The organism is Leisingera sp. ANG-M1, from assembly GCF_000813745.1.
In the GTDB taxonomy this organism is placed as follows: Bacteria; Pseudomonadota; Alphaproteobacteria; order Rhodobacterales; family Rhodobacteraceae; genus Leisingera.
Genome location: NZ_JWLC01000006.1, coordinates 1 through 12,245, shown reverse-complemented (window position 1 = coordinate 12,245; position 12,245 = coordinate 1). Strand labels below are relative to the sequence as shown.

Sequence of the window (12,245 nt, the reverse complement as noted above, 5' to 3'; positions counted from 1 at the left end):
TTTGTTTTGGACCGCAGGTTTAGCTTGGCGCCGGAAGATGTTTTATGCCTAAACTAATCGGGCCGGGCGCGGGCTATGCTGCCGCAGATGAGAGAGGATGACGGGATGAGTTATGCCGTAAATTATGAGCGGGTTGGAGAGATTGCGGTTCTGAAGGCGCAGAACCCGCCCGTGAATGCGCTGGGGATCGAGGTGCGCAAGGGGCTGCTTGCCGGCATCGAACGCGCCGAGAGCGAAGGCGCCAAGGCGGTTTTGATCTATGGCGAGGGCAAAACCTATTTCGCAGGCGCCGATATCCGCGAATTCGGCAAAACGCCGCAGGAGCCCTATCTGCCCGGACTTTGCAGCCGGATCGAGGCGTCACCGCTGATTGTGGTATCAGCTATGCACGGCACTGCGCTGGGCGGCGGGCTGGAAGTGGCCTTGTCGTCGCATTACCGGATTGCGGTGCCCTCGGCGAAAATGGGGCTGCCGGAAGTAAATCTGGGGATCCTGCCAGGCGCTGGCGGCACCCAGCGGCTGCCGCGGCTTGCGGGAACAGCGGCTGCACTGGAGATGATCACCAGCGGCCGCCATGTCTCTGCCGCCGAAGCGCTGGAGAAAGGAATCGTCGACCGGATCGAGGACGGCGACCCGCGCGGGATCGGTCTCGCCTACGTGCAGGAACTGCTGGAGCAAGGGGCGCCGCGCCGCGCGACGGGGGAGATGCCCGCGCCGGAAGCCGTGGACTTCGACGCCGCCTATACCGCGGCTTTGAAGAAGGGCCGCGGCCAGATGTCTCCGGCTGTTGCGGTGCGTGCGGTGCAGGCAGCGGCTGGGGCTGCGGCATTCGAAGAGGGCCTGAAGCGTGAGCGCGCATTGTTCATGGAACTGATGGAGTCGGATCAGCGGCAGGGGCTCATCCACGCTTTTTTCTCTGAGCGCGCGGTCAGCAAGTTGCCGGAACTGGAAGGGATTGCTCCCCGTGAGGTCGCCTCGATGGGGGTGATCGGCGGCGGCACCATGGGAGCGGGTATCGCCACCGCGGCTCTGCTGGCTGGTTTGCCGGTGGTGCTGATCGAAATGACGGAGGAAGCCGCCGCTGCGGCCCATAGCCGTATTGAGAGCAATTTGAAGGGCGCGTTGAAACGCGGCAAGATCAGCGAGGCGCAGTTTGCGCAGCTGAGCGGCGAGGCTCTGACAGTGGCCACGGACTATGCCGCGTTGTCGGAGGCGGACCTTGTGGTTGAGGCTGTTTTCGAGGACATGGGCGTGAAACGCGAGGTGTTTGGCAAACTGGATGCCCACTGCAAACCCGGCGCGGTGCTGGCGACAAATACCTCCTATCTGGATGTGGACGAGATCGCTGCAGCCACATCGCGCCCGCAGGATGTGATCGGCCTTCACTTTTTCTCGCCTGCGCATGTGATGAAGCTGCTGGAGGTGGTTGTTGCGGAAAAGACCGCGCCGGAGGTGCTGGCTACCGGTTTTGCCCTTGGCAAGCGCCTTAGGAAAGTTGCGGTGCGCTCTGGCATTTGCGACGGATTCATCGGCAACCGGATCATGAATGCTTACCGCAAGGCAGCGGAATACGTGGTGCTGGACGGGGCGTCTCCATATCAGGTGGACCGGGTGGTGACTGCCTTCGGCTTCCCGATGGGACCGTTTGCAATGGGAGATCTGGCCGGGCTCGACATCAACTGGGCAGCCCGCAAGCGCCGTGCCGCTACCCGCGATCCGCGGGAACGGGTGCCGCGCTTCTATGAGATGCTGTGCGAAGGCGGTGATTTCGGCCAGAAGACCGGCAAGGGGTTCTACGTCTATGAAGAAGGTAAACGCGGCGGCGTGCCGAACCCGGAGGTGGCGGAACTGATTGCACAGGATCAGGCGCAGCAAGGTGTTTCCCCGCGGGAGTTCTCCGACGAAGAGGTGCTGCGCCGCTACATGTGCGCAATGGTCAACGAGACAGCCAAGGTGGTGGGCGAGGGCATCGCCCGGCGACCGCTGGATGCGGATATGGTTATGCTGTTCGGTTATGGGTTCCCGCGCTTCTGGGGCGGGCCGCTGAAATGGGCGGATCTGCAGGGGCTGGATGGTATCCTTGCAGATATCCGGGCTTATGCGGCGGAGGATGATTTCTTCTGGCAGCCCGCGCCGCTGCTGGAGCAGCTGGTGGCAGAGGGTAGAACCTTCGGTGATCTGAACCAGCCAGGCTGAAGCGGTGGCGCGCCCTTTCGGCCCATCGAGGGCCATCAGGGCGCTGCCCGGCGTTGCCGGGCTGGGCGCAGAACGCAGGCCGTATCACGCAAAGGCGCCGCGCATAGCGCGGCGCCAGGCCCAACAAGAGCGGCGCATCTTTGATGCGCCTGGCGATTGGCGGGAGGGCCCCGGCCAAGGCCTGGGTCAGACCCAGGCGCCCTCGGTGGCAGCACGGATCTTGCGGATATTCTCGCCGTAGACCTCTGGGCTGCTTACCGAACCACCCTTGAACACGGCTGAGCCGGCCACCAGCACGTCGGCCCCGGCCTCGGCCACCAGCGGCGCGGTCGCGGGGTCAACGCCGCCATCGATTTCGATATGCACCGGGCGGTCGCCGATCATCGAGCGCAGGCGGCGGATCTTGGCGGTCATGTCGATGAATTTCTGGCCGCCGAAACCGGGGTTCACGGTCATCACGCAGACCAGGTCTGTAAGATCCAGCAGATGCTCGACGGCCTCCGCCGGGGTGCCCGGGTTCAGCGCGACGCCTGCCTTCATGCCGGCTGCGCGGATTGCCTGCAGGGTGCGGTGAATGTGCGGGCCGGCCTCGATATGAGCGGTCAGCACGTCGGCGCCCGCATCGGCATAGGCGTCGATATAGGGATCGACCGGCGCGATCATCAGATGCACGTCCATCACCGTCTTCACATGCGGGCGGAATGCCTTTACCGCTTGCGGGCCAAAGGTGAGGTTCGGCACGAAATGCCCGTCCATCACATCCACATGCACCCAGTCGGCGCCCTGGGCTTCGATGGCTTGGATCTCCTGGCCGAAATTGGCGAAATCGGCGGAAAGGATCGAAGGCGCGATCTTGATCTTGCGGTCAAAGGACATCTGGCAGCTTCCTTCAGCAAAGGGAATGAGGAGTCGGGATGCCATATAGCCCCTGCCGTCCGCTCTGGACAGGGTGAATGTCACCCGGGCCCGCTCCAAACGCCTGCGGGTTGCGCCGGGCGCCGTTACAAAACTTTCACGGCAGTGACACATAGGATTTGAGCAAAACCGGTAGGCAATCCCAGAACGAAGAGGGAGCGCCACCCGTGCTGCGCATTGACAAACTGACAAAAAGATTCGGCGACAAGACCGCAGTGGAGGCGGCCACGCTGGATATTGATAAGCCCTGCATGATCGGGATCATCGGCCGTTCGGGCGCCGGCAAGTCCACGCTGCTGCGGATGATCAACCGGCTGGAGAGTGCCTCCGAGGGCCGGATCCTGTTCCAGGACCGCGATGTCACCCAGCTGAAGGGGAAAGACAGACGCGCCTGGCAATCCGACTGCGCGATGATCTTCCAGCAGTTCAATCTGGTGCCGCGGATGGATGTGGTCTCAAACGTGCTGCACGGCACGCTGAACCGCCGCAACGTGATGTCAACGCTGTTCAACCTCTACCCGATGGAGGACATCCACAGGGCCATCGACATCCTGGACCGTCTGGGCATTGCCGAACATGCCGCCAAACGGGCCGAGGCGCTGTCGGGCGGCCAGCAGCAGCGGGTGGCAATTGCCCGGGCGCTGATGCAGGACCCCAAGATCATCCTGGCGGATGAGCCGATTGCCTCGCTGGATCCGATGAACGCCCAGACCGTGATGGAGGCGCTGCGCCGCATCCACGAGGAAGACGGCCGCACCGTCATCGCCAACCTGCACACGCTGGACACTGCGCGCCGCTATTGCGACCGGGTGGTCGGCATGCGCGACGGCCGCATCGTCTTTGACGGGCTGCCCGAACAGCTGACGACTGGCGTCGCCCGCGAGATCTATGGCGCCGGAGAGGACTTCTCCGAAGCAGCCACCTCGACCGAGATTGAAACGCTGGAGAAGGCGCAGCCCGTGCGTGCCGCCATCCCCGCCGAGTAACCCTGACTTGCTTTCATCTTCCCGGGGGGTGCTCTCCGGGAGACTTAACCGGAGAGACCAAAGATGAAAAAGCTGATCGCTGCCGCACTGGCAACCACCGCGCTGACCGCCCCTGTTGCGGCAGAGGAAATCAAGGAATTCCGCATCGGCATCCTGGGCGGCGAAAACGCACAGGACCGGCTGAGCAAGCAGGAATGCCTGCGCGAGCAGACCGAAGAGCTGCTGGGTGTCGAAACCAAACTGTTTGCACCGGCCGACTACAACGGCGTGATCCAGGGGCTGCTGGGCGGTTCCATCGACATGGCCTGGCTGGGCGCTTCCGGCTATGCCAAGACCTATCTGTCCGACCCGGAAGCGGTTGAGCCGGTTCTGGTCAAGGTGAACACCGACGGCAGCTACGGCTACTATTCCATCGGCTTTGCCCGCAAGGACAGCGGCGTAGAAACCCTGGAAGACCTGAAAGGCAAGACCTTTGGCTTTGGCGACCCGAACTCCACCTCGGGCTACCTGATCCCCTCGATCGAGATCCCGCAGGTGACCGGAGCGACCATGGACTCCGGCGACTACTTCGGTGAAGTGAAATTCACCGGCGGCCACGAGCAGACCATCGTTGCGGTATTCAACGGCGATGTGGACGGCGGTGTGACCTGGGCCGATGGCCTGGGCGAGTGGGAAGACGGCTATACCTCCGGCGCGCTGCGCCGCGCAGTGGACGCGGGCCTCGTTGACATGAACGACATGGTCGAGATCTGGAAATCCGCGCCGATCCCGGAAGGTCCGTTTGTTCTGCGCACCGCGCTGCCGGAAGACGTGAAGGTCAAGATGACCGGCCTGCTGGCCTCGATGAACTCGATGGACCCGGACTGCATGTACAACGTGCTGGGCGGGGACTCCAAAGGCCTGGCTCCGATCACTCACGATGCCTACGAGGTGATCATCGAAGCCCGCAAACTGAAATCCCAGTAATTTCAGGCCAGAACTCATTGAACTGAGCTCTGCGGGGTTCCGGACTTTCCCCCGGGCCCCGCAATTCCTTGATGGCGGCAGCTTCTGCCGTCACAGCAGCACCAGGACCCCTAAATGGCAGATCTGACGGCAGCCCGGCCGGCGGTGGACGAGATCCGGGAACACTACACCGCCCATATTCAGCGCAAGCGGCTTTACGGCGGCATTCTTCTTGCAGTCTTTGTGGCGCTGATGGCGGCAGGTTTCCGTACCGCAGACAGCCGCAATGCAGGCTCATTTGCAGATGGCTTCACCCGAGTATTCGATTATCCGTCCGAGGTTCTGGCGGAAGCAGCCGAAAAGGCCGCTCAGCTTCCTGGGCATCTGGTGGATTTTTTCCCAGCACTGGTCGAGACGCTGAACATCGCTGCGGCCTCAACTCTGGCGGGCGCAGTTTTCGGAACTTTGCTGTCGCTGCTGGCGACCCGCGGGATGGCGCCGTGGCCTGCACTGATCCCGCTGTTCCGCCGCATTAGCGACATCTGCCGCGCAATCCCGGAAATCGTTATTGCGCTGGTTCTGATCTTTGTCCTCGGCGGGGGGCCGGTGCCTGCAATGATCGCCATTGCGATCCACACCGCGGGAGCGCTGGGCAAGCTGTTTTCCGAAGTGAATGAAAACGCCTCGCTGAAACCGGTCGAAGGCCTCAGCTCCGTTGGCGCCACCTGGGCACAGCGGATGACGCTGGGCGTGATCCCGCAGGTCGGCCCCAACTATGTGAGCTATGCGCTGTTGCGGTTTGAGATCAACATTCGCGCCTCCGCCATCCTCGGCTTCGTCGGTGCGGGCGGCATTGGCTACGAGCTGAAGAACGCCATGTCCTGGGGGCAGGGGCGCTACGATGAAGCTGCCGCAATTTTCCTTCTTCTCTTCATCACCATCGTGGCCGTCGACCAGCTGTCCGGCCTGTTGCGCGACCGTCTGACCCATGGAGCGAAGGCATGACAACCTTTGATACCAACCTGTCTCCGGCAGAACTGAAGCTGAACATGTCGCGGCTGTTTTTGAGGAAACGGCTGATGAACTTCGCGCTGCCTGCCGCGGTTCTGGCCTATCTGGCATATGTGTTCTTTGCCTTTGACGTTCCGGGCCTGTGGGAAAAAGCAAGCCTGGATAACGCCAAAACCCTTGTTAGCGACAGCTACAGCTACAAGACCCATGTGACCCGCGACAACCGCAGCGGCGAGGTGTCGGTTGCCGTCGAAGGCGAGCGCAAGGGCGCTTACCCGGATGGCATGTCGCCGGATTGGGTCGATCTGGGCGAGACCACGGTGATCGACCTGGAAGGCGGCCATGTGGTCACATTCGGCCCTCACACCATAGAATACATGATCCCCGGCTACGGTCTCGTGCGGGCAACTCCCAGCCGCAGCGCTGGCGTTCAGGCCGAGCTACCGCCCGGTGATGTGCCGGAATGGGTCAACGTCTCCAAGAACCGTCTGGCAATCAAAACCGAGGCCGGCCGCCTGACCGTCACCCGCAACCGTGCAGAGGTTTTCCGCTACTTCGCCGGCTGGGAGCTGTTCTTTTTCACTTTCGACAGCCCTTATTATGGTCTGGGGGCAGGGGAGCTGATGCAGCGTGCCGCCACCGGTGAAGCAGGTGCCATTTTCCAGGACTTCTGGACCAACAAGATGTGGCGCCATCAGGATGTGGCCTGGGCGATTGCCGAAACGCTGCTGATGGCTTTCCTTGGCACCATCGGCGCCGGCCTTATCGCCTTGCCCCTGGCTTTCATTGCCACCCGCAATTTCATGCCCATCAGAACTTTGCGCTTTGCCATGCGCCGTTTCTTCGACTTTGTCCGCGGCGTCGACTCGCTGATCTGGACCGTGGTTCTCGCGCGCGCCTTTGGCCCTGGTCCGCTGACCGGGGCGCTGGCGATCCTGGTGACGGACACCGGCACCTTCGGCAAGATCTTCTCGGAAGCGCTGGAGAATGTCGATCAGAAACAAATCGAGGGTGTTGCCTCAACCGGAGCCAAACCGGTGCAGCGCTACCGCTTCGGAGTGATCCCGCAGGTGACCCCGGTGCTGCTGAGCCAGCTGCTGTATTTCCTGGAATCCAACACCCGTTCGGCCACCATTATCGGGGCAATCACCGGCGGCGGTATCGGGCTCTTGCTGACCCAGGCGATCATTACCCAGAAAGACTGGGAGGAAGTGGCCTATTACATCACGCTGATCGTCCTGATGGTAATGCTGATGGACTGGTTCTCCGGCTGGCTGCGGCGGAAGCTGATCAGCGGCGGCGATCCAGCGCCCAAGCGCAAGCGGGCGGAAGGCAAGCCCTTCCTGCTGCCCTGAGCCGCGGCACGGTTGAGAAGAGGACTGACTATGGCCCGACTGCAGGCGGAGGCGCCTTTCATCCACCCGGATTGCCAGGTTACCGGCAGCACATTCGGTGCCTATGTGGAAATCGGCGCGGGCAGCCGTGTCGCGAACTCGGAGTTCGGCGACTACAGCTATTGCGACAGGACCTGCGATATTGCCAATGCGCGTATTGGCAAGTTTGCCAATATCGCAAGTTTCACCCGCATCGGCGCCTCGGACCACCCGATGGAGAAGGCCTCGCTGCATCATTTCCTGTACCGCTCGGCAAGCTATTGGGACGATGCAGAGGATGATGCAGCCTGGTTCGCCCGCCGCGCCGGGAGGTTGGCGCATATCGGCCATGACACCTGGATTGGCCACGGTGCGATGATCAAGCCGGAGGTGACAATCGGCCACGGCGCGGTGGTGGCCTCGGGCGCGATCGTGACCAAGGATGTGGCACCCTACACCATAGTGGGCGGCAATACCGCGAAGGTGATCCGCCGCCGCTACCCAGAAGCTGTGGCGGAGCAGATGATGGGACTGGCCTGGTGGGACTGGGACCACGCGGCCTTGCGCGCCGCACTTCCGGATTTCCGCAGCCTGCGGGTCGAGGCGTTTCTGGAGAAATACGCCTGATCCTGCGGGCGGAGAGCTCCCGCCTGTTCCGGCGCATTCGAAGAATGCTTGTCACAGTTGGGCGTGGCGCCGCTGCGCGGCGCAGAAGGGCAGCTGAGACGCACTTCAGGGGCAGGTCTGCCCTGAAGCGCGGTTTCCATTTTGTGGTCTGCCAGCCCCGCCTCAAGGGTGAACGGAGCTGCGCACCGCCGCTGTGCGGCCCTTGACCCGGCGCTGGCCGGGGTTCGACTTGTCACGCGGCGCCGGCGTCGACCAATTGGGTGGCGATATCGAGGAAGACCTTGGCCTGGGTGCTGCCGGGCTGCGCCGCGACGATCGGCGTGCCGTTGTCGCCGGCCAGGCGGACGTCCAGGTGCAGCGGCACTTCGCCCAGGAGCGGCACGTTCAGCTTCCGGGCTTCCTGTGCCACGCCGCCATGGCCGAACACATGCTCCTCATGACCGCATTTGGAGCAGATGTGGGTCGACATATTCTCGATCATGCCCAGCACCGGCACGTTCATCTTGCGGAACATGTCGATGCCCTTGCGGGCGTCGATCAATGCCACGTCCTGCGGAGTAGAGACGACGATTGCGCCGTCTACATGGGTCTTCTGCGCAAGTGTCATCTGCACGTCGCCGGTGCCCGGCGGCAGGTCGACGATCAGCACGTCCAGCTCGCCCCATTGCACCTGCAGGAGCATCTGCTGCAGCGCGCCCATCAGCATCGGGCCGCGCCAGATCACCGCCTGGTCTTCGCCAGTCATCAGCCCCATCGACATCATAGTGACACCATGGTTGCGCAAGGGCAGGATGGTCTTGCCGTCGGGGCTGGCCGGACGCCCGGTTACTCCCAGCATCTTGGGCTGCGAGGGGCCATAGACGTCGGCATCCAGCAGCCCCACCCTGCGCCCCTGCATCGCCAGCGCGCAGGCGATATTGGCAGAGACGGTGGATTTGCCGACGCCGCCCTTGCCCGAGGCCACCGCCAGGATCCGCGCCACACCCGGAACCTTCTGCGGTGCCTGCTGCTGCGGCTGGGCCTGCTGCTTCGGTTTCAGATCCGGCGGCGCCTTCTCGGAGTGGGCGGTGAGCATGGCCGAGACCTTCTCCACTCCGGGCAGCGCCGCCACTGCGGCGTCCGCCTGGTCACGCACCGGGCCATAGGCCTCGGACTTGCCCGGGTCGATCTCGAGCACAAAGCGAACTGTGCTGCCCTCGACTGCCACCGCCCGGGCAATGCCTGCGCTGACGATATCAGAGCCGCTGACGGGGTCGGCGATGGATTTGAGCGCCTCAAGGACGGTATCACGGGTGACGGTCACGCCGGTCTCCTGTAGCTGATCATGTCTTGCGGGCAGTTGTGGCGCAATTCGCCGCCGTATGCCAGCCGTCCGGCCGGCGGAGTTTGATATTCTGCATCCTGGAGACAGGTTTTTCATAAACTGGCTTGGCTGACACGGCAGGCGGCAGCCGCGAAACGCGACCGCGCCGCGCGGCGCCAGGCCCAACGGGAGCGGTGCATCCTTTTGCACCTGCGACGGGCGGGAGAGCCCCTTCGGTTTGGCAGGTCAGCTGGCCAATGCTATCTCGGCGGACCTCATCACCTCTCCGATGCGGCGGCCGGTATCCATCATGCGGTTGGAAAAGCCCCACTCGTTGTCGTACCAGCTGACCACGCGCACCAACCCGTCGGCGGTGACAGAGGTCTGTGCCGCGGCAAAGCAGCTGGAGTGCGGGTCGTGGTTGAAGTCGATTGAGACCAGGGGGTCCTCTTCATAGAACAGCACCCCGGCCAGCCCGTTTTCTGCCGCTGCCTTCACCGCGGCATTGACCGCTTCTGCCGTAGCTGCCCGCTCCGGTACAAAGCTCAAATCCACCATGGACACATTTGCGGTTGGTACCCGGATCGCTGATCCCTCCAGCCGTCCCTTCAGATGCGGCAGCACCTCTGAGATCGCCCGCGCTGCACCGGTGGAGGTGGGGATCATCGATAGCGAAGCCGCCCGGGCCCGATACAGATCCTTGTGGCTGGTGTCATGGGTAGGCTGGTCGCCGGTATAGGCGTGGATCGTGGTCATATAGCCTGTCTTGATGCCAAAGGCCTTATCCAGCACTTTGGCCAGCGGCGCCAGGCAATTGGTGGTGCAGGACGCGTTGGAAACGATCAAGTCTTCCGTTGTCAGATCCATGTGATTGACGCCGTAAACCACGGTGCGGTCCGCACCTTTGCCTGGCGCTGAAATAAGCACCCGCTTGGAGCCGTTTTGCAAATGCCGCGCCGCCTGCTCGCGCGCCGTGAACAGGCCGGTGCATTCATAGGCGATGTCAACGTCCTGCCAGGGCAGTTCCTCGGGGTTGCGGATAGCGCTCAGCCGGATGCTGTGATGCCCCACCCGGATCAGGTTATCCGCCAGCAGCACCGGTGTTTGCAGCCGCCCGTGCACGCTGTCGTATTTCAGCAGATGCACCAGCGTCTCCGGCGGCGACAGATCGTTGATGGCCACCACCTCGATATCCTTCGCGCCGCTTTCCAGCAGCGCCCGCAGCACCCCGCGGCCAATCCGCCCGAATCCGTTGATTGCGATCTTCAAAACCATGCCTCACCTCCGGCAGCTGTACCGGAAATGATTCCGGTATCGATAACGTTTGCGGTACCGATAGCGATAACGTAAATCAAAATCAACCCCCGCGCCCCGGGCCGCCCCCTTGCGGCCGCCAGCAATCTGCTGGAGCATGGGCGCATGACGAAGAAACTGCTGCTGAAAGACGTGGCCCGCTTGGCCGGCGTCAGCGAAATGACCGCCTCGCGCGCCCTCCGCGGTGCCCCCGATGTTTCCGCCAAAACCAAGGCGAAGATCGAGGAAATCGCTCGCACTCACGGTTACGTGCCGAACCGGATTGCCGGCTCCCTGTCGTCGCAATCGGTCAACCTGGTGGCGGTGGTCGTGCCCTCTCTCAACAGTTTTGTCTTCCCCGAGGTGCTTTCGGGCATTTCCGCCGTTCTCAAGGAAAGCCCCCTGAAGCCTGTGGTCGGGATCTCCGGCTATGATCTGGAGGAAGAGGAAAGCGTCATCCGCGAAATGCTGAGCTGGCGGCCCTCGGGTCTGATCGTGGCCGGGCTGGAACATACCGAAGCCACCCGGCGGATGCTGCAGCAGGCCGACTGCCCAGTTGTTGAAGTGATGGATGTGGACGGCGATCCGGTGCGCCACTGCGTCGGCATCTCGCACCTGCAAGCGGGCCGTGACATGGCGGCGCAGATCCTGGAGCGCGGCTACCGCAGGATCGGCTTCATCGGGACCAAGATGCCGCAGGATTTCCGCGCCCGCAAACGCTTCGACGGGTTCACCGACGAACTGGCGGTCCAGGGGGTGACGCTTGCGGATCTGGAACACTATTCCGGCGAAAGCGCCATCCAGACCGGCCGTCTGCTCACCGCGCAGATGCTGGCACGCAGCCCGGATCTCGACTGCCTCTACTACTCCAGCGACGTGATGAGCGTTGGGGGGCTGATGCATTGCCTGGCCGCGGGCTTATCGGTGCCCGGCGACATTGCCCTGGCCGGGTTTAACAACCTGCAGATCCTGCAAGGCCTGCCGCAGCAGCTGGCCACCACCGACGCCTGCCGCCGTGAAATCGGTGAACGCGCCGCCGGCATTATCTTGCAATCGCGCCAAACGGGTGGAGCAGAGGGTCTGATCCTTGATCAGCTCGGCCCAGCGATCAGCCTGGGCGAGACACTCTGAGCCATTTCAGGCCGCCGAAAACCTCTGCACATCCCAGAGGCAGGGCAGTGTACAGGCTTCTTTCTGCGCTTTCCTGTGGCTTTGCGGCGCATCCTGAGGCAGCCTGAGGGCAGCCAGTTCAGTCCAGCAAACCCGGAGAAGGAGCCCAGATGCCCCAGTACAACGATATGTTCGAGCTGTCCGTCGAGGATATGGAGCTGATCGAAACCGCGCTGCAGACCACCAGGGACAGCCTGTCCGAAGCCCAGCCGGACCCCGGCAGCAGCGACGGTGAAACTTTGCGCCGCGTCCACGAGTTGCTGGGGCGGCTGCACAATCAGAAGATTTTCTACTACCCCAAGGACAAGGTCTACGTCAGCGGCTGACCGCCTGGCCCGGCACTGAAAAAGCGCTCCCCGCTAGGCGGGAAGCGCTGATGGCGGTCAAAGAAGCCCCGCTCACAAGGCCTTTTTGAAGAGTTCTGTG

General features: G+C 62.9%; 11 protein-coding genes. 8 read left to right on the top strand and 3 right to left on the bottom strand.

Features of this window, described 5'->3' with window-relative positions:
• Positions 1-105 precede the first annotated feature (105 nt).
• Positions 106-2,196, top strand: a complete 2,091-nt coding sequence (locus RA19_RS03805) for a 3-hydroxyacyl-CoA dehydrogenase NAD-binding domain-containing protein (RefSeq protein WP_039159710.1) — start codon at positions 106-108, stop codon at positions 2,194-2,196.
• A gap of 186 nt (positions 2,197-2,382) precedes the next feature.
• Here RA19_RS03805 and rpe read toward each other — a convergent pair whose 3' ends face one another.
• Positions 2,383-3,072, bottom strand: coding sequence for a ribulose-phosphate 3-epimerase (gene rpe, locus RA19_RS03800; RefSeq protein WP_039159709.1), 690 nt, complete (start codon positions 3,070-3,072; stop codon positions 2,383-2,385).
• Between the two features lie 206 nt (positions 3,073-3,278).
• Between rpe and phnC the strand changes: the two genes are divergently transcribed.
• From phnC to RA19_RS03775, 5 genes are all read left to right on the top strand, one after another.
• Positions 3,279-4,097 carry a phosphonate ABC transporter ATP-binding protein gene (gene phnC, locus RA19_RS03795; RefSeq protein ID WP_039159708.1) on the top strand — a complete coding sequence of 273 codons (819 nt, stop codon included), beginning with the start codon at positions 3,279-3,281 and terminating at the stop codon, positions 4,095-4,097.
• Positions 4,098-4,160: 63 nt separating this feature from the next.
• Positions 4,161-5,063 (top strand): phosphonate ABC transporter substrate-binding protein, encoded by a 903-nt coding sequence (gene phnD, locus RA19_RS03790; protein WP_039159707.1) that lies wholly within the window; start codon positions 4,161-4,163, stop codon positions 5,061-5,063.
• A gap of 114 nt (positions 5,064-5,177) precedes the next feature.
• The gene (gene phnE / locus RA19_RS03785) at positions 5,178-6,047 is read left to right on the top strand and encodes a phosphonate ABC transporter, permease protein PhnE (RefSeq protein WP_039159706.1); all 870 of its coding nucleotides are present in this window, start codon (positions 5,178-5,180) and stop codon (positions 6,045-6,047) included.
• Positions 6,044-7,408 (top strand): phosphonate ABC transporter, permease protein PhnE, encoded by a 1,365-nt coding sequence (gene phnE / locus RA19_RS03780; protein WP_039159705.1) that lies wholly within the window; start codon positions 6,044-6,046, stop codon positions 7,406-7,408. The genes phnE (RA19_RS03785) and phnE (RA19_RS03780) overlap by 4 nt, the downstream gene beginning before the upstream one ends.
• Positions 7,409-7,438: 30 nt before the next feature.
• Positions 7,439-8,053 (top strand): chloramphenicol acetyltransferase, encoded by a 615-nt coding sequence (locus RA19_RS03775; protein ID WP_039159704.1) that lies wholly within the window; start codon positions 7,439-7,441, stop codon positions 8,051-8,053.
• Positions 8,054-8,285: 232 nt separating this feature from the next.
• Here the strand turns inward: RA19_RS03775 and RA19_RS03770 are convergent, their stop codons facing one another.
• Together RA19_RS03770 and gap are read right to left on the bottom strand one after the other, a co-directional pair.
• On the bottom strand, positions 8,286-9,356 hold the full coding sequence (locus RA19_RS03770; RefSeq protein ID WP_039159703.1) for an Mrp/NBP35 family ATP-binding protein: 1,071 nt from the start codon (positions 9,354-9,356) through the stop codon (positions 8,286-8,288).
• Between the two features lie 246 nt (positions 9,357-9,602).
• Entirely contained in the window at positions 9,603-10,631 is a 1,029-nt protein-coding gene (gene gap / locus RA19_RS03765) for a type I glyceraldehyde-3-phosphate dehydrogenase (RefSeq protein ID WP_039159702.1), read from the bottom strand.
• Between the two features lie 144 nt (positions 10,632-10,775).
• Here gap and RA19_RS03760 point away from each other — a divergent pair, with 144 nt between their 5' ends.
• Positions 10,776-11,780, top strand: coding sequence for a LacI family DNA-binding transcriptional regulator (locus RA19_RS03760; RefSeq protein ID WP_039159701.1), 1,005 nt, complete (start codon positions 10,776-10,778; stop codon positions 11,778-11,780).
• 149 nt (positions 11,781-11,929) lie between these two features.
• Positions 11,930-12,145: a hypothetical protein gene (locus tag RA19_RS03755; RefSeq protein WP_039159700.1), complete on the top strand. Its 216-nt coding sequence runs from the start codon at positions 11,930-11,932 to the stop codon at positions 12,143-12,145.
• The last annotated feature ends 100 nt before the right edge of the window (positions 12,146-12,245 follow it).